General features: G+C 67.3%; 17 protein-coding genes. 11 read left to right on the forward strand and 6 right to left on the reverse strand.

Annotation, left to right across the window (positions count from 1 at the left end; genetic code table 11):
- Positions 1-44 precede the first annotated feature (44 nt).
- Complete coding sequence (locus AC3ANP_RS15065; protein ID WP_488330950.1) at positions 45-764, reverse strand: SDR family NAD(P)-dependent oxidoreductase; 720 nt, start codon at positions 762-764, stop codon at positions 45-47.
- A gap of 139 nt (positions 765-903) precedes the next feature.
- Positions 904-2,115, reverse strand: coding sequence for an MFS transporter (locus AC3ANP_RS15070; protein ID WP_488330951.1), 1,212 nt, complete (start codon positions 2,113-2,115; stop codon positions 904-906).
- 145 nt (positions 2,116-2,260) lie between these two features.
- Between AC3ANP_RS15070 and AC3ANP_RS15075 the strand changes: the two genes are divergently transcribed.
- Positions 2,261-3,334 (forward strand): DNA polymerase IV, encoded by a 1,074-nt coding sequence (locus AC3ANP_RS15075; RefSeq protein ID WP_488330952.1) that lies wholly within the window; start codon positions 2,261-2,263, stop codon positions 3,332-3,334.
- Positions 3,335-3,410: 76 nt separating this feature from the next.
- The gene (locus AC3ANP_RS15080; protein ID WP_488330953.1) at positions 3,411-3,815 is read left to right on the forward strand and encodes a YybH family protein; all 405 of its coding nucleotides are present in this window, start codon (positions 3,411-3,413) and stop codon (positions 3,813-3,815) included.
- Between the two features lie 24 nt (positions 3,816-3,839).
- Here AC3ANP_RS15080 and AC3ANP_RS15085 read toward each other — a convergent pair whose 3' ends face one another.
- Entirely contained in the window at positions 3,840-4,340 is a 501-nt protein-coding gene (locus AC3ANP_RS15085; RefSeq protein WP_488330954.1) for a MarR family winged helix-turn-helix transcriptional regulator, read from the reverse strand.
- 83 nt (positions 4,341-4,423) lie between these two features.
- Between AC3ANP_RS15085 and AC3ANP_RS15090 the strand changes: the two genes are divergently transcribed.
- Positions 4,424-5,134, forward strand: coding sequence for a hypothetical protein (locus AC3ANP_RS15090; RefSeq protein ID WP_488330955.1), 711 nt, complete (start codon positions 4,424-4,426; stop codon positions 5,132-5,134).
- Positions 5,135-5,463: 329 nt separating this feature from the next.
- Entirely contained in the window at positions 5,464-5,766 is a 303-nt protein-coding gene (locus AC3ANP_RS15095; protein ID WP_488330956.1) for a DUF4193 domain-containing protein, read from the forward strand.
- A 28-nt stretch (positions 5,767-5,794) separates the two neighbouring features.
- On the opposite strand, the gene AC3ANP_RS15100 is transcribed toward AC3ANP_RS15095, so the two are convergent.
- Complete coding sequence (locus AC3ANP_RS15100) at positions 5,795-6,262, reverse strand: hypothetical protein (RefSeq protein ID WP_488330957.1); 468 nt, start codon at positions 6,260-6,262, stop codon at positions 5,795-5,797.
- Between the two features lie 196 nt (positions 6,263-6,458).
- Here AC3ANP_RS15100 and AC3ANP_RS15105 point away from each other — a divergent pair, with 196 nt between their 5' ends.
- Entirely contained in the window at positions 6,459-6,590 is a 132-nt protein-coding gene (locus AC3ANP_RS15105; protein ID WP_488330958.1) for a hypothetical protein, read from the forward strand.
- Complete coding sequence (locus AC3ANP_RS15110; RefSeq protein WP_488330959.1) at positions 6,587-6,826, forward strand: hypothetical protein; 240 nt, start codon at positions 6,587-6,589, stop codon at positions 6,824-6,826. Before AC3ANP_RS15105 ends, AC3ANP_RS15110 begins: the two co-directional genes overlap by 4 nt.
- A 42-nt stretch (positions 6,827-6,868) precedes the next feature.
- Here AC3ANP_RS15110 and AC3ANP_RS15115 read toward each other — a convergent pair whose 3' ends face one another.
- Positions 6,869-7,927, reverse strand: a complete 1,059-nt coding sequence (locus AC3ANP_RS15115) for a sodium:calcium antiporter (protein WP_488330960.1) — start codon at positions 7,925-7,927, stop codon at positions 6,869-6,871.
- Between the two features lie 319 nt (positions 7,928-8,246).
- On the opposite strand from AC3ANP_RS15115, the gene AC3ANP_RS15120 reads away from it, so the two are divergent.
- Positions 8,247-8,927, forward strand: a complete 681-nt coding sequence (locus tag AC3ANP_RS15120; RefSeq protein ID WP_488330961.1) for a DUF4386 domain-containing protein — start codon at positions 8,247-8,249, stop codon at positions 8,925-8,927.
- A gap of 2 nt (positions 8,928-8,929) precedes the next feature.
- Here the strand turns inward: AC3ANP_RS15120 and AC3ANP_RS15125 are convergent, their stop codons facing one another.
- The gene (locus AC3ANP_RS15125) at positions 8,930-9,883 is read right to left on the reverse strand and encodes a GlxA family transcriptional regulator (protein ID WP_488330962.1); all 954 of its coding nucleotides are present in this window, start codon (positions 9,881-9,883) and stop codon (positions 8,930-8,932) included.
- Between the two features lie 101 nt (positions 9,884-9,984).
- Between AC3ANP_RS15125 and AC3ANP_RS15130 the strand changes: the two genes are divergently transcribed.
- The 4 genes from AC3ANP_RS15130 to nrfD all read left to right on the forward strand — a co-directional run bounded on the left by AC3ANP_RS15130 (position 9,985) and on the right by nrfD (position 16,865).
- On the forward strand, positions 9,985-11,316 hold the full coding sequence (locus AC3ANP_RS15130) for an alpha/beta fold hydrolase (RefSeq protein WP_488330963.1): 1,332 nt from the start codon (positions 9,985-9,987) through the stop codon (positions 11,314-11,316).
- A 105-nt stretch (positions 11,317-11,421) separates the two neighbouring features.
- A complete protein-coding gene (gene fdh, locus AC3ANP_RS15135) occupies positions 11,422-14,766 on the forward strand; it encodes a formate dehydrogenase (protein ID WP_488330964.1) in 3,345 nt (1,114 codons plus the stop codon).
- Positions 14,767-15,777, forward strand: coding sequence for a 4Fe-4S dicluster domain-containing protein (locus AC3ANP_RS15140; protein WP_488330965.1), 1,011 nt, complete (start codon positions 14,767-14,769; stop codon positions 15,775-15,777).
- Positions 15,774-16,865, forward strand: a complete 1,092-nt coding sequence (nrfD, locus tag AC3ANP_RS15145; protein ID WP_488330966.1) for an NrfD/PsrC family molybdoenzyme membrane anchor subunit — start codon at positions 15,774-15,776, stop codon at positions 16,863-16,865. Before AC3ANP_RS15140 ends, nrfD begins: the two co-directional genes overlap by 4 nt.
- Positions 16,866-16,886: the final 21 nt, after the last annotated feature.

Consider the following 16,886-nt stretch of genomic DNA (forward strand, 5'->3'; position numbering starts at 1 on the left):
CCCTCGAAGATGAGGGGGTGCGCCCGGCGGGTGCTGACGGTGCGCTAAACAGCCGTGTATCCGCCGTCGATCGGAATGGTCGTGCCGGTGATGAACTTCGCCTTGTCGCTCGCGAGGAAGGTGATCAGGTCTGCGACTTCCTGAGCCTCGCCCACGCGGCCGGCCGGGTGCAGGTTCGCATACTGCTCGAGGGTCGGTTCGTCGATCAGCGGGGTCCGGATGACGCCCGGGGCCACCGCGTTCACGCGGATGCCCTCCTTGGCGTACATCGTCCCGGCAGCGCGGGTCATGTTCACGACGCCGCCCTTCGAGGCCGAGTAGGCGATGTTATTGGAGACGGCCACCAGGCCGAACATCGAAGCGAGGTTGACGACGACGCCGCCGTTACCCTGCTTGAGGAGCTGCTCGATGACGTACTTGTTGGTGTAGAACACGCCGGAGTAGTCGATGCCGTTGGTGCGCTCCCAGTTGTCGACCGTCGAGGTCACGACGTCGCCCTCGCCGCCGACGCCGGCCGACGCCACGGCAATATCGAGCTTGCCAAATTCCTGGACGGTCTTCGCGACAGCGGCCTGAACGCTCTCGGCCTTTGAGACATCGCCCTGGACGAACTTCGCGCCGATCTCGTCGGCGACTTCCTGCGACTTGGGGTTGTAGTCGAAGATCATGACCTTCGCGCCTTCGGCAAGGAACGTCTTTGCGGTCGCGAGACCGAGCCCCGATCCGCCGCCGGTAATGAATGCGACCTTGTTCTCGAGTTGCATGAGTCAGTCCAATCTCTAAGCGATGTCGCGGTCACTGTCGAGCCGACGTTCCCGCGGTACGCGTTTATATGCGTATGCATCTATCTTGCCATGAATACTTGAAAAGTCAATAAACCCTCCTGCAGCGGTGCGGCGGAACTCAGGCTGAACCGCTGCCGCTGATCACCCGGTCGCGCCCGGCCAGCGCGCCCGTCACCGCGAGCACCGCCATGACCCCGGCGGTGACCAGGAGCGGCAGCGTCCAGTCTCCACTCGCATCGCGAAGGCCACCGAACATCACCGGCCCCACGGCAGCGAGACCGTAACCGACAGCTTGCGCCATCCCGGACAAGGCCGCGGCTTGCGGGTGACTCACCGTCCGGAGGCTGAAGAAAGACAGAGCGATAACAATGAGGGCTCCACAGCCGATCGCCCCTAGAACCACCCACAGCAGGATCAGGTCCGGCGCCAGTGCCAGGCCCGCAAACGTCACGAAGGCGAGCGCACCGCTCACAAACGAAACCAGCCTCTGGTCCGGCCCGCGGTGCAGCATTCCCCCGGTGGCAAGGCTGGCGAAAACGCTGATGAGCAGGAAGAGGGACAGGTGGATGCCCGCGGTGGTGGCGGGGACGCCGCGGCTTTGCTCGATGGTCGGCAGCCATGCCATCAGGACGTAAAACGCGATCGACTGCAGCCCCATGAAGAGCGTCACCTGCCAGCCCAGGGCCGAGGCCCAGGGCGACCGGTAGGCAACCACCGGCGTCGCGGCGTGCGTACTGCCTGCCTTGTGCCGGCGCAGCCAGGGCAGCAGCACCGCCATGGCGATCAAGGCCAGGCCCACCCAGATTCCGAGGGCCAGCCGCCATCCCGCCGGTGAGGTTTGGGCCACCGGAACGACGACGGCGGCCCCCGCCGCTGCGAAGGCCGCCTGCACAGCGGTGTAGCTTCCGGTGACCTGGCTGACGCGGAGCGGAAAGTCCCGCTTCACCAGGGAAGGCACCAGGACGTTAAGGAACGCGATAGCGAGGCCGATCAGCGCGGTGCCGGCCCAGATCACTCCGGCCAGTGGCAGGGAGCGGAGCACGATACCGGTGGCGAGGATCAACAGGGACAGCCACAGGGCCCGGTCCAGGCCGAGCCGGGCCGCGAAGGCGGGAGCGACGGGTGAGAAGACCGCGAAGGCAATGAGCGGCAGTCCGGTGAGGAACCCCGCTGCGGCGCTGGAGAGGCCCAGGTCACTGCTGATGTTGCCAAGTACCGGGCCGACGCTGACGAAGGAGACCCGAAGGTTGACTGCAATCAGCAGCAGACCGATAAAGGCCAGGCCGAACCTGGCTGTGCGGTCCGGTGCGGTCCGGGCAATAGCGGGCATCGTGATCCTCGTCCGTGCTTGGGGGTGCGCTGGCCGCGCCCTTTGGTCTGCCTCCATAGTGCAACGCGCGTGGCCATCTTGAAGATTCACAGGAGAACTGCCATGTTCTGGTGAGGTCCACCGTGGTTTAGGGCACACTGGTGCCGTGAGCGTAATCCCGTGGGTGCTGCACGTCGACCTTGACCAGTTCATCGCTGCCGTCGAAGTGCTGCGGCGGCCGGAGCTTGCGGGCAAACCGATCATTGTCGGCGGCCGCGGCGACCCTACGGAGCGGGCCGTGGTGTCCACCGCGTCCTACGAAGCCCGGGCCTTCGGTGTCGGTTCCGGCATGCCACTGCGCGTCGCGGCCCGCAAAGTCCCCGACGCTGTCATCCTGCCGGTCGATCAGGAAGCGTATCTCGAAGCGTCGGAGGCCGTGATGGCCACCCTGCGCGCTCAGCCGGGAGCCACCGTGCAGGTACTGGGCTGGGATGAAGCCTTCGTGGGGACGGAGACCGACGACCCGGAGGCCTACGCCCGGCAGCTTCAGGCGGCCGTCCTGGAGCGCAGCCGGCTGCACTGCAGCGTCGGCATTGGTGACACCCTGGTCCGGGCCAAGGTTGCCACCGGCTTCGGCAAACCGGCTGGCGTCTTCCGGCTCACGGCCGGGAACTGGCTCGAGGTCATGGGCGGCCGGCCCACCAAGGAGCTCTGGGGCGTCGGAACGAGGGTCTCGGCGCGGCTGGCCAAACTCGGCATCACCACCGTCGCCGAGCTCGCGGCCGCCGACCCCGCGGATTTGGTTCCGGAGTTCGGTCCGCGGATGGGTCCGTGGTACGCCGAGCTCGGCCGCGGGGACGGCAGCAGCGTCGTGGACGACACACCCTGGGTCGCCCGCGGGCATAGCCGGGAGACCACGTTCCAGCATGACCTGACCGAACCGGACCAGGTGGAGGAGGCTGTCCGGGAACTGACCGCGCGGGTGCTGGCGGACGTCGCGGCGGAAGGCCGTCCCGTGATCGGGCTGACCCTCAAAATCCGGTACGCGCCGTTCCTGACGAAGACGCTGGCGAGAAAAATTCCGCAGACGGCCGACCCGAACCACGTTCTGGCCGAAGTCCTGAACCTCGCGTCCGGAATCGAGGCCGGCCGTCCGATCCGGCTGCTGGGCCTACGGGCTGAAATGCCCATGCCCGAGGAGGCCCGGAAAGGCCACACGCCCACGCGGGGAGGCTGGTGACGACGACGCCGGATGACCCGTTGGGCCCTGAACGCCAGGCATATACGCACTGGCGGTCCGGGAGGATACTGGGCAGATGAGCGACCATGACGATTTCGCAGTCTGGGTGAAGTCCGAGCTTTACGAAGCAGAATTCGCCCTGCACAACGGCGACCCCGCGCCGCGCCGCCGGATCTGGTCCCGCAACGACCCGGTCAGCGTCCTCGGAGCCTGGCGGGATGCCCACGGACAGCAGGAGCTGGATGACCTTTTTGCCGCCCTCGGGAAGAGCTTTTCCGACTGCGTCTCTTATGCCTTCGATCTCCAGGTGGCTGAGGTGAAGGGGGACCTAGCCTACACGGCCGGACTGGAACACATCTCAACCTCGGTGGACGGCGAGCCGCGTAGCTTTACCCTCCGGGCGACCCAGATCTACCGGCGTGAAGAGGGCACCTGGAAAGTGGTCCACCGCCACGCCGACACCCTGAGTTCCGGTGCCTGACTCCGGTATCAGCGAAGCGCTTGCCTAATTCCCGCCTTCGCGCGGGGCGCTGCGGTCTTCGCCACCGGTGTCCCGGTGCAGGTCCGGGTCCAGGGCATTGGCGCCCGCAAGCTGCGTCAGCAGACGAACCAACTGCGCGGATTGCTCCTCGGTCAAGGGGGCCAGAAGTTCCACCTCGTTCGCTTCCGCAATGTCGCGAAGGCGCAGCAGCAGCCGCTCCCCCGGGCCGGTCAAGCGAAGCTCGTAGATCCTGCGGTCGCCACTGCTGCGCTCGCGTGCCACGAGGCCGCGGGCCTCCAGCGCGTCAAGCAGCGAGACCACACGGCTGGGCACGGCGCCCAGCCGCTCCGCAAGCGCTCGCTGGCTCAGCCCCGGGTTCTGGCCAACCAGCCGGAGAACACCCGCTTCACTTGGCGTGAGCCCGATTTCCCGCGTCCGCTCCGCAAAACGGGATGACGCCAGGGCCCCGAGCTGGGAAAGCAGGAAGGCCGTGCGTCTGGGTCTGGCTCCGGCGGTTGGGTCCATGGTTACAGGCTACATCCTTGACAGAATCATTCAGCAGGCGAATCATTTTTTATATGATCAAATCTGTGGAGGAGGGGCTGGTCATGACTAACGTTTCTATTCCCCGCAGCGGCCATCAGGCGCGATCAGGTGGTCCCCACCCGGGGATCCTGGCCGTCGTGAGCCTCGGGCTTACCGCCGCCGCCCTGCTCGCAACCTCCGCCCTGACTGGCGGCCAGGCCTATGTATCGCCGTTCTCCGGCGCGGCCGCGGTGGCCGCGTATTTCCGGGACCACCCGGACGCTGTCCGACTGGGCAGCATGCTCCAGTTTGGCTCTGCTGTCCCGCTGGGCATCTACGCGGCGACCGTGTACGCCCGGTTGCTCCGCCTCGGAGTCCGCGTCCCGGGACCGGGCATCGGTTTCTTCGGCGGCATCACGGCCGCGGGGTTCCTGATGCTGTCGGCACTCGTGGGTTGGGTGTTGAGCCGTCCTGAGATCAGCGCCGACACTCCGCTCATCCATGCCCTGTCGTTTTTGGGCTTCCTCGGCGGTGTCGGCTACGTGGTTGGCCTGGGGCTGCTCGTCGCCGCGATTGCCGTACCGTCCCTCATCCTCGGTTTCGTGCCGCGCTGGCTTGCCTGGCTCGGCCTCGGCATCGCCGCGCTGTCCGAACTGAGCTTCCTTTCGATGACCATCGAACCGCTCCAGTACCTCCTCCCCGTTGGGCGCTTTGGTGGGATTCTCTGGCTCATCGCAGTGGGCTTCCTTCTGCCCCGGAACAGGGCTGCTGCGAACGTCGCGACAACGGGCTGACCGGCGCACAGCGGTGCCGGAACGCCGGCGACGGCGGCCGGCTCGCCGGCACGCCGATGCAGCCCCTTGACGTGAAGACTGCGGGTGCGAAACCGCTCAGCGTCCTGACCGCGCAAGGCTGAGCGACGACAGGTCACCGTCCGGAGAAATATCTGGCACGGGAAGGCGTTAAGGTAGACAGTTGAACCTGCAGGCGGTGGCGGGGCTCGTTGTCAAGGACGCGCCCGGCCACGCCTGGACCGTACCGCATCCCCTCGGGCACAAAACGGCCCTCCCGCGCGTTCTACTGGGGGTCTGATGCGAAACCTAAAGAAAAGAGCAACAACACCGTGGCAACCGATTATGACGAAGTACGGCCCGACGTCGCGGAATCCCGCAACGCTTCCCTTGAAGCACTGAAGTCCGCGAACAGCCCGGACGCGCGCAGCGTCGTCCTCGAGCTCGACGAAACCGACACCGTCGACGGCGTTGAACTGCCCGGCGCCGACCTCTCCGGCGAAGAACTGATCATCCAGGTGATCCCGCAGGCAGCTGACGAATTCACCTGTTCGTCCTGCTTCCTGGTCCGGCACCGTTCCCAGCTCGCCCGCGAGAAAAACGGCCAGTCCTACTGCATCGAATGCGAAGGCTGAGCCGCCGACCGTAGGTGGGACCCGTGCCCTAATCTGGCAGCATGGAAGGGACGTCCTTACGGACTGCCCAGCGGCCGATCGCTGCCGCCGCGCCGACGGTAGCCCATGGGACCAGCAGCAATGGCTGCCAGCCCAGACCGAGGACGCTTCCCAGCAGCCAGAACGCCAGGGTCGGTACCGCGAAGAAGGCCACGATGTGGATCTTTTGATTCCTGACTCGGCGGAGTAGGTAGGCCAGCACCCAGGCCAGTGGCGCCGCGAACACCAGGGAAACTCCGAAGCCGTAGAAGACAACCATGCCCAAGAGGCCCCACACGTGGCCGGCGTCGGTACCGTCCCTCGCGGCGGCCACGCCATAGCCTGCTGCCACCACGACCAGCAGCAGGCCAACCCAGAGGGACGTAGCGATTAACCAGCCCTTGATGAACGCGTAAGCGTCCAGGACCACCCGGTGTGGTCGACCTGCCTGCGGCCGTGCCGCGTCCCCCAGTGCCATGGGCCCCAGCCTACCGATGCCGAAACCATTTCCTCGGCAGAGCTGCTCGGCCGGGGCGGACGTCGAGCCGGAGCACGCATTGAATTACCGCAATGTAATGCAGGACACAAAACACTTGGTTGCCGCCAGACGGCAGCGGTAACCTGCTGGTGGGTCATGACGCTGGCCCGTCCGGGTCGCATAGAGGAATGTGCCTATGGCCACCAAACCAGCCTTCACCGCCACCACCGGCATGGATGCCTCCACCGTGACGGTGCTCCCGCCCGGGCGCCGTCCCGGACGCCACGGCCGCCGCCCGGCACCGGCAGGTCCGAGGCAGGACGCATGAGCGCCCACGACGGCCGGAAGCAGCCGGGCAGGCGGTTATTCAGCCGGTTCAAACGCTGGCCACTGGTCCCGGACCGCGACCTGTATCAACTGCGCCAAGCGGTGCTCGACGCGCAGCGGGCCGCGGGCGAAGGGCCGGAAGCGGACCTGCTTGCCCTCGTGGAAGACGAAATCTGCCGCCGGGTGCTGAGCCGGGAGGCCGGCCGCGGCGCCGACGTCGGACCTGAGCCGGAGTAACTGCAGCACGGGTCCGTCCGCCCGGGCAACCCCGGACTGACGTCAGCCGGAGGCCACCGCGAACAGCCCGACGACGCCGACCAGGTACAGGATGAGGACGATCAGGGAATCGATGCCCATCCCCAGCACCTTCTTCTTTGGCCGGAACAGGATCCCCAGCAGGTAAGTCAGGGTAAGCAGGATTCCCAGTGCCGTGAGATAGATGTCGGTCGCCTGGGCTTGGGGCAGCACCGGTTTGCCGGAGATCAGTACGGCGACGAGGAACAGTACGGGCAGGAACGCGTTGCCGCCGAAGATATCGCTGAAGGCGAGCTTGTCGTCGCCCTGCTTGACCGAAGCAAGTCCGGTGGAGATCTCCGGCAGGGACGTGGCCAGGGCCAGGAAAGTGGCGCCGAAGATGACACCGGAAAGCCCGACCTGACCGGCAATGGCTTCGCCGCTGCGTTCCAGCACGACGCCGGCGCCCAGCGTTGCGAGCGCAGCAACACTAAAAATGAGGACAGATTTGCCGGTGCTCACATGGCTGCGACCATCGACGGCGGTCTTTTTCGAGTGTCCCTTGGGCTTGGTCTGCGCACCGGGAGCCGCGCCTTGCTCGTGCCAGGGAAGCGACTTCTGGGACCTCCGGACCAGCAGCAGCCCAACGATCCAGATGACGGCGATCAGGACGGCCGCCGGCGTTAGGCGCCACACAATGAGATTCGCCGGCATCTGGCTGCCGGCGATCACCACTCCGAGAACGCCGATCACCGTCGCGGCTTCGATGACCAGGGAGAGCGACGCCGCCCTGAAGGTAAGCGGCCCCTCACCTTTTCCGAACACATCCAGAATCACCAGCACCACCGTCTGGACGGCGATCCCGCCGAGGATGTTTCCGACCGCGACCCCGATGTTGTTCGAGGCTGCGGCACTGACCGTGATCGCGATTTCGGGCAGGTTGGTGGCGATGGCGAGCAGGATCAGGCCGCCCAGGGCGGAGCCCAGATGCAGCCGGTCGTCCAGGACATCGGTTTGCTTCGACAATTGGATCCCCGCGACCCAGATGACGCCGGCGGCGGCAGCAAAAATCATCATGAGGACCACCAACGGTAGCGATTCCATCCGAGTGCCTTCCCGAGGGGTGGCGGCCGCCCGCCACGTCCATTGCAAGCCTGACACTAAGCGTAGGTAATAATCCCAGTCCAGGACCGCCGGCGTCGATCTTCCTATTGCCGGTTTTCAGTGGTGCAGGTACGGTCAGGGCGAGAGGTGACGGGCCAGCTGGGCCGGGGCGGCGTGTGCGGCGCCGCGGGCAACTCAACGAGCAGGCTCCACGTCACCGTCCTGCAATCCATCGGAGCCCTAGGAGCCCTGTATGACCGCTGCGCACCACGCCCCTGCTGCTACCCCTGTCCGGGGACAAAAGGGGGCCCGTCAACGCATGGACCCGCTGAGACGGACCTCCCTCGCCGCCGGGATCCTGTACCTGCTGACCTTCGTCTCGATCCCCACCCTCGCACTGTACAAGCCCGTGAAGGACGACGTCGGATCCTTCATCCAGGGCACGGGAGGCAGCAGCGGCATCCTGTGGGCTGGCCTCTCCGAGGTGGTCGTCGGGCTTGCCGGTATCGGCACCGCCGTCGTGCTCTACCCTGTCGCCAGGCGGGTCAGCCAGACTGCAGCCCTGGGCTTCGTGACCGCCCGGGTCGTGGAGGGAAGCCTCATCATCGTTGGCGTGACCAGCATGCTGACCATCCTGACCTTGCGCACCGAGGCGGCCGGCCTCACGGGTACGGAGGCCATGTCCTTCGTCACGGCAGGCCATGGCCTCGTCGCGCAGTACAACTGGACATTCCTGCTCTCGCAGAGCCTGCTGCCGGTCTTCAACGACCTGCTCCTGGGCTACGTGCTTTACCGTGCCCGCCTCGTGCCCCGGGTCCTGCCCCTCGCCGCATTCATCGGAGCGCCGCTTCTTCTCGCCTCCGACGTCGCGGTCTACTTCGGCGCCTACTCCAACGTCTCCCCGATTGCCGCCCTCGCCGCCCTGCCGGTCGCGCTTTTCGAGCTCTCCCTCGGCATCTGGCTGATCGTCAAGGGACTCAAGCCGACCCCCGCGTACTGAGCCTATGCCGGGGCAGCCTTCCGGTTCCTGCCCTGGTAAAGGCGGCGGTAGTCCGAGGGGGTCGTGGCGAGTTTGCGGGCGAAGTGGAGCCTGAAGTTGGCCGTCGTTCCCAGCCCGGTCCGGGCCGCCACGGCGTGCACGGTCAGGTCGGTGGTTTCCAGGAGCCGGCAGGCTTCGGCGATGCGCTGCTCGTTCAGCCACCGCAGAGGGGTCATTCCTGCTTCCGCGGTGAATTTCCGCGCAAAGCTCCGGGCGGTCCAGCCAGCGTGCTGCGCCATATCCTCGATCGTCAGCGCTTCGGCCAGGTGCTGCCGTGTCCAGGCGCACGTCTCGGCAAAGAGTGCCAGGGGTGCGGCTACGGCGCGCTCCATGAATTGGACCTGCCCACCTTCCCGATGCGGGGCCACCACCATGCGGCGGGCGATGCTGTTCGCGGCTTCGGTCCCATAATCCTTCCGAACCAAGTGAAGACAGAGATCAATACCTGCCGCCACGCCTGCGCTCGTACTCACGCTTCCTTGATCGATGTACAGGACGTCCGCATCGACGGCGACGCGCGGGTAGAGGGTTTGCAGCCGCGCCGCATTCTTCCAGTGGGTGGTCGCCCGCTTGCCGTCCAGGATTCCCGAGGCGGCAAGAGCGAACGCTCCGGTGCAGACCGAAACCACGCGGGACCCGTTTTCAACGGCCTGACGCAGGGCCTCGCAAACCGCGGCCGGCGGATCATCGAGGGGTTCATAACCGGGAACCACCACCGTGTCGGCAGCGAGCAGGGCGTCCAGCCCGTCCTGAACCTGGATCGAGTACCCGGAAGTTGTCCGGACCAGGCCAGGCCGCCCTGTGCAAACCCGAAAGGAGTATCGCCCGCGCTCATCCTCGTGGCCGAACACCTGGGCCGGAATGGCCAAGTCAAAAGCCACCACATCCGGCAACGCTAGGGCAACAACTCGGTGCATGTGGCCACTGTACCCACCCCGGCCCCGATTGGGCAGGATCCTTTCCCTGGCGGGCATTTTCACCATGCATCTTGACGGGCCGTGAATGACAGCATGAAGGCATGCCAACACTTCCGATCACCTTTCCCGCCAGGGCCGCCGCTTCGAACCGGCGCCGGCCGCACGGTCCGGGCCCCGCACGGACGGGACGCCTCGGCTTAATTGTGGCTGGTTCCCTGGCCACCGGGGCGCTGGCTGCCGCGCTGCTTGCCGTCGCTCCGTTCGTGCCGGCAACGGAGAACGGCGTGGCCGCGGCCATCTTGCTCGGATGGGCGCTGGGCTGGTCCATGGTGGCTGTGCTGTCGTTTCGGTTCACCGACCGGCCGCAGGCCTGGGCTGCCGCTCCGGCGCTCTTTCTGGGCCTGGCGGGCTTCCTGACACTGACGCTCAGCCCCGCGGCGCAGGAAGGACTCGCCTGGGTGTGGCCGCCGGCCCTGCTCACGACGGCGGCCTGGACGTTCGTCCGCGCCAGCCGGCAGCTCCAGGGCTGGTCGTCCCGGGTGCTGGTTTTTCCCGTCATCGCGGTGCTGGCGTTGGCTGCAGCAGGCGGCGGCTACGAAACCCTGCAGCAGTCGGCGCGTGCGGCGGCCGCTCCAGCGCAGGGCCAGCTGCTCGACGTCGGCGGCCACCGGCTGTACCTGAATTGCACCGGCGCAGGCGGTCCAACGGTCGTGCTCGAACCAGGCGCCGGCGGAACGTCCGCCGACCTGGACCTGATACGGGCCGCCGTCGCCCGGGACACGCGGGTCTGCGTCTATGACCGGGCAGGACGCGGCTGGAGCGACCCCACGGGCGGGCCGCAGGATGCCACGCGGATCGCAAGCGATCTCCACACCCTGCTGGACCGGGCGAACGTTCCGAGTCCATACGTACTTGCCGGCCACTCGTTCGGCGGCCTCTACGCACTCACCTTCGCTGCCCGCTATCCCCAGGAAGTCGCGGGGCTGGTATTGATCGACTCGACGTCACCGGCCTGGGACGCGGCCGCCGGGCGCCCCACCGGCACCGACGCCGCGACGGCGGACCGGATCTCCGCGCTGGTTGCAGGTGCTTCGAGGCTGGGTCTGGGCCGGCTGCTGGGCGTAACACCTGCTCATCTCCGGAGCACGGCGGATGAGTACCTGCAGGCCGGATCCTCGGCGCAACAGGCAGCCGCCCTGACGAACTTCGCCGGCAGGCCACTGGCCGTGATGACGGCGGGCAGCGGGAGCCGGCCAGGCTGGGCGGCATCCCAGGATGCCCTTGCCGGGCTCTCGACCAACAGCCTGCACCGGGTCATCGCCGGCGCCACCCATGCCTCTTTCATCACCGACCCGAAGGACGCGGCCGCCGCCGCTCAGGGCATCCTCGACGTCGTTTCCGCACTGCGGACGGCACGGCCGCTCCTGCCTTAGGCAACCCGCCGTCCGCCCAAGGCCGCCGCGCGGAAGAGACCTGCGGTACCGAAAATATCACCACCCTCTCTGTCGTTTGCGCCCTTGGTTGGGTACGCTCCTTTCATGGCACGGCGCAGTTTTCTTCAGTGGCCGGTTGTCCGTCAGGTCAGTACGGGCGACCTGCTCGGCCGCGGCCCGGCGGTGACATCCCCGCAGACGAGGGCAATGACCCCGCGGACGGCCACCGCCGACCGCGTGGTGCAGAGCGTGTGCCCGTACTGCGCCGTGGGGTGCGGCCAACGGGTCTACGTCAAGGACGAAAAGGTCATCCAGATCGAAGGTGATCCGGATTCGCCCATTTCCCGGGGCCGGCTGTGTCCCAAAGGCTCTGCCAGCGAGCAGCTGGTCAACTCCCCCGGCCGGCAGACCCGGGTCCTCTACCGCGCGCCGCGCTCCCGCGAGTGGCAGCACCTGGACCTCGACACTGCCATTGACATGGTGGCGGACCGCTTCATCGAATCCCGGCGCAGGACCTGGCAGCAGGAAGACGCGGACGGCCGGCTGCTGCGCCGCACGATGGGTATCGCCTCCCTCGGCGGGGCAACGCTGGATAACGAAGAGAACTACCTGATCAAGAAGCTCTTCACCGCTGCCGGCGCAGTGCAGATCGAAAACCAGGCCCGGATTTGACACTCCTCCACGGTTCCCAGTTTGGGAGCCTCGTTTGGACGCGGTGGTGCAACGCAATCACTGCAGGACATGGCCAACGCCGACTGCATCGTCATCCAGGGTTCCAACATGGCCGAATGCCATCCGGTGGGATATCAGTGGGTTGCTGAGGCCAAGGCCCGGGGGGCGAAGGTCATCCACGTGGACCCCAGGTTCACGCGCACCTCGGCTGTCGCGGACAAGCACATTCCCATCCGTGCCGGTTCTGACGTAGTCCTGCTGGGCGCACTGATCAACTACGTCATCACGAACGATCTGTGGTTCAAGGAGTATGTGAGCGCGTACACCAACGCGGCGACGCTGGTACACGAGGATTTCCGTGATGCCGAGGACCTCGGTGGACTGTTTTCCGGTTTCGATCCGGAAAAGCGGGCGTACGACACGTCATCCTGGGGGTACGCGGAGCGGGAGGACAGCAGGATTGATGAACCGGGCCCCGGCACCGAACACGGCGCCGAGGCATCCGGCCGCGCAGCCGGCGACACCTTCGGCAGCGGCGGCCCGCCCCTGGAGCATGCCGAAGTGCAACGTGACGACACCCTGCAGGACCCCAGGACCGTCTTCCAGATCGTCAAACGGCACTACGCCCGGTACACCCCCGAAATGGTCCGGGACATGTGCGGCATTGACCTCGCCGATTTCGACTTTCTGGCCCGGACGATCACGGCAAACTCGGGACGCGACCGGACCACCTGCTTTGCCTACGCCGTGGGCTGGACCCAGCACTCGCTGGGAGTGCAGTTCATCCGGGCCGCCGCCGTCCTGCAGCTGCTGCTGGGGAACGTGGGACGCCCCGGCGGCGGAATCATGGCCCTTCGCGGCCATGCCAGCATCCAGGGTTCCACCGACATCCCCACGTTATTCAACCTGCTGCCCGGTTACCTGCCGATGCCCAGCGCCGGCCGCCATGACACCCTGGGCGACTATCTCGCAGCCGTCGGGTCGAAACAGCAAAAGGGCTTCTGGGCCGACGCCGACGCCTACACCATCAGCCTGCTGAAAGCCTGGTGGGGCGACGCCGCGACTGCTGACAACGACTGGGCCTACGATTACCTGCCGCGGCTGACCGGCGCGCACGGGACCTACGAGACCACCATGAGCATGCTGGCGGACGAAGTGGAAGGCTACTTCCTCCTCGGGCAAAACCCTGCAGTGGGTTCAGCCCACGGCCGGCTGCAGCGCCTGGGCATGTCGCACCTGAAGTGGCTGGTGGTGCGCGACTTGAACCTCATCGAGTCGGCGACCTGGTGGAAGGACAGCCCGGAGATCGAATCGGGGGAACTGCGCACGGAGGACATCGAAACCGAAGTCTTCTTCATGCCGGCAGCAACCCACGTCGAAAAAGCCGGCTCCTTCACCCAGACCCAGCGGCTGCTGCAGTGGCGGCACCAGGCAGTGGCACCGCCGGGCGAGTGCCAAAGCGAGCTGCAGTTCTTCTTCGAGCTGGGCCAGCGGATCCGGGCGAAACTCGCCGAATCCGCGGACGAACGCGACCGTCCGCTGCTCGACCTGACCTGGGACTATCCCACGGACGACCACGGCGATCCGGATGGCGAGACGGTGCTTGCCGAGATCAACGGCCGCCACCTGGCCGGCCCGGACGCCGGCAAGCCCCTCTCCGCCTACACCGAACTCCGCGCCGACGGTTCGACGTCGGCCGGTTGCTGGATCTATACCGGTGTCTACGCCGACGGCATCAACCACGCCGCCAACCGTAAGCCGGGCCAGGAACAGGGACCGGCGGCTTCGGAATGGGGCTGGGCGTGGCCGGCGAACCGCCGGATCCTCTACAACCGGGCCTCGGCCGACCCTGCCGGTAAGCCGTGGAGCGAGCGGAAGAAATACATCTGGTGGGACCAGGAACAGGGCAAATGGGTCGGCGACGACGTGCCCGACTTCCCGGTCGACCGGGCGCCGGGCAGCCGGCCCGATCCCGCGCTCGGCGGCCCGGCCGCCCTCAGCGGAGATGATCCCTTCATCATGCAGGCCGACGGCAAAGGCTGGCTGTTCGCGCCAAAGGGCGTCCTGGACGGGCCCCTTCCCACCCACTACGAGGCCCAGGAATCACCGGTGGCCAACGCGCTGTATCCGCAACAGCAGAACCCGGCGCGGCTGGTGTTCCCCCGCAAGGACAACCTCAGCGCAGCAAGCGCCGGCAGCAGTGGCGCAGACGTCTATCCGTTCGTCTTCACGACCTACCGGCTGACCGAGCATCACACCGCCGGCGGGATGAGCCGGTGGCTGCCGTACTTGTCGGAGCTGCAACCCGAAATGTTCTGCGAGGTCTCGCCTGGACTGGCCGCCGAGCGGGGGCTGGAGCCCTACGGGTGGGCCACCATTGTCTCGCCCCGCTCCGCCATCGAGGCGAAGGTGCTGGTCACCGACCGGATGCGGCCCCTGGCCGTCGGCGGCCACACCGTGCACCAGATCGGGCTGCCCTACCACTGGGGGGTCGGCACCAATGCCGTCGTCACCGGTGACGCAGCCAACGACCTCCTCGGCGTGACGCTGGATCCCAACGTCCAGATCCAGGAGTCCAAGGTCGCCTCCTGCGACATCCGTCCGGGCCGCCGGCCGCGCGGGGAGGCACTGCTTGCCTTGGTTGCTGAATACCAGGCGCGCGCCGGGCTGACCATCGAAACCGGAAACCGCGCCGTGACGGATCCGGCATCCGCTGCCCCTTCCGCCGCCGCCCCGACCGGTGGCGCCGCGGATACCGACCCGACGTTGGAGGACTAGATGGGCCAATTCTCCGGACCGACCGATCCCACTGCCGATGCCCACTGGGAGCACAACCATCCGCGCAAGGGGTTCTTCACGGACACCTCGATCTGCATCGGCTGCAAGGCCTGTGAAGTTGCCTGCAAGGAGTGGAACCGCATCCCGCAGGACGGCAACCTGGAACTGCTCGGGTCCTCCTACGACAACACCGGAGCGCTGGGGGCCAGCACCTGGCGGCATGTCGCCTTCATCGAGCAGGGCCAGGAACGCATCACCGAGGCAAAGAAATCAGGCCGTGCCCTGGTCAGCCTCGGCATGCCGCGGATCGGTCCTCCCGTTGCAGCAGCGCCGGCCGTGACGGACCTGGCCACCGCGGACACCACGCCGCCGGACACGGCGGATTTCCGGTGGCTGATGTCCTCCGACGTCTGCAAGCACTGCACGCATGCCGGGTGCCTCGACGTCTGCCCCACCGGCGCACTGTTCCGCACCGAGTTCGGCACCGTGGTGGTCCAGGACGACGTCTGCAACGGCTGCGGGACCTGCGTGGCGGGCTGTCCCTTCGGCGTCATCGAACGCCGCTCCGACGGCACCGTCAAGGTTGCGGCCAGCAGGGAGGAACAGCACGCCGAACATCCGTCCGACCCGAACGCGGGCATCGCCCAGAAGTGCACCCTGTGCTACGACCGGCTCGTCGCCGACGAGACGCCCGCCTGCGCCAAGGCCTGCCCGACCACGTCCATCAAGTTCGGCAACCACGACGACATGGTGGAGACGGCGAAGGAGCGGGTCGCGGCCCTTCATGCGCAAGGCATGACCGAAGCCAGGCTGTACGGGGCGAACGAGAACGACGGCGTCGGCGGGACCGGATCGGTCTTCCTGCTGCTCGACGAACCCGAGGTCTACGGACTGCCGCCGGACCCCCGGGTGCCCACGGCCGACCTGCCGACGATGTACCGGCGTGCCGGCCTCGCCGTCGCCGGGATGGCTGCGGCAGCTGCGCTGGCTTTCCTGGGAGGGCGTGCGTGACCCTCTCAGAGTTCGACAGCTTCCGCCCTGCAGAGCCCTCCCGCCGCCGCCGGCAGGACGGCAAACCCGGCACCGGCCGCCGTCGGGACAGTGGCGACGGTTCCCGGGAAATGCCCATGGTTCCGGAGCCGGAATTCAACTCGTACTACGGCCGCCCGGTGGTCAAGCCGGCGCCGTGGGGCAATGACGTGGCCCTGTACCTGTTCCTCGGCGGTGTGGCCGGCGGTTCAGCCCTGCTCGGACTCGGCGCGCAGCTGACCGGCCGGCCGACGTTGTGCCGCAACACCCGGCTCAGCGCCCTCGCGGCGGTCAGCGTCGGTGCCGCTGCCCTGGCGAAGGACCTCGGCAGGCCGGAACGCTTCCTGCATATGCTCCGGACCTTCAAGGTGACGTCTCCCATGAGTGTGGGCTCATGGATCCTCAGCGCCTTCAGCGCCGGCACGGCTGTGGCCGCCGCGGCCGAAATCGACCGGCTAAGCGGAGCACGGCTTCCGCTGGGTCCGTTGCGGAAGGTGCTGCACGTGCTCGAGGGGCCGGCCGGTTTTGAGGCCGCCGTGTTCGCCGGACCGCTGGCGGCCTATACGGCGGTCCTGCTCGGGGACACCGCCACCCCGACGTGGAACGCTGCCCACGAGGAATTGCCGTTCGTCTTTGTGAGTTCGGCGGCGCTCGCGTCCGCCGGGCTCGCCATGGCCACCACCCCGGTGCGGGAGACGGGTCCGGCCCGGAAACTCGCCCTGCTCGGCGTCCTGGGTGACGTGGTTGCCATGGAGGTGCTGGAACGCCGGATGGACCCGGTAACAGCAGAGCCGCTGCACCAGGGCAAGGCCGGCGCCATGCTGCGGTGGAGCAAGCGGCTGGCGCTCGCCGGCGGCCTGGGAACGCTGCTGGGGGGCGGTAACCGGGTGGCCGCCGCGGCCTCGGGACTCGCGTTGCTGGCCGCCTCGGCCCTGACCCGTTTTGGCGTGTTCGAGGCCGGCCTCGCCTCCGCCAGGGATCCGCGCTACACGATCGAACCGCAGAAGAACCGCCTCGCCGCCCGCCGCGCCGCAGGCATCGCCGGCGATTCGATCACGACCGCCGGCTGAGGCCGCCGGCTGTGGCGGGTC

This window comes from Arthrobacter sp. JB02-1C (assembly GCF_057748045.1).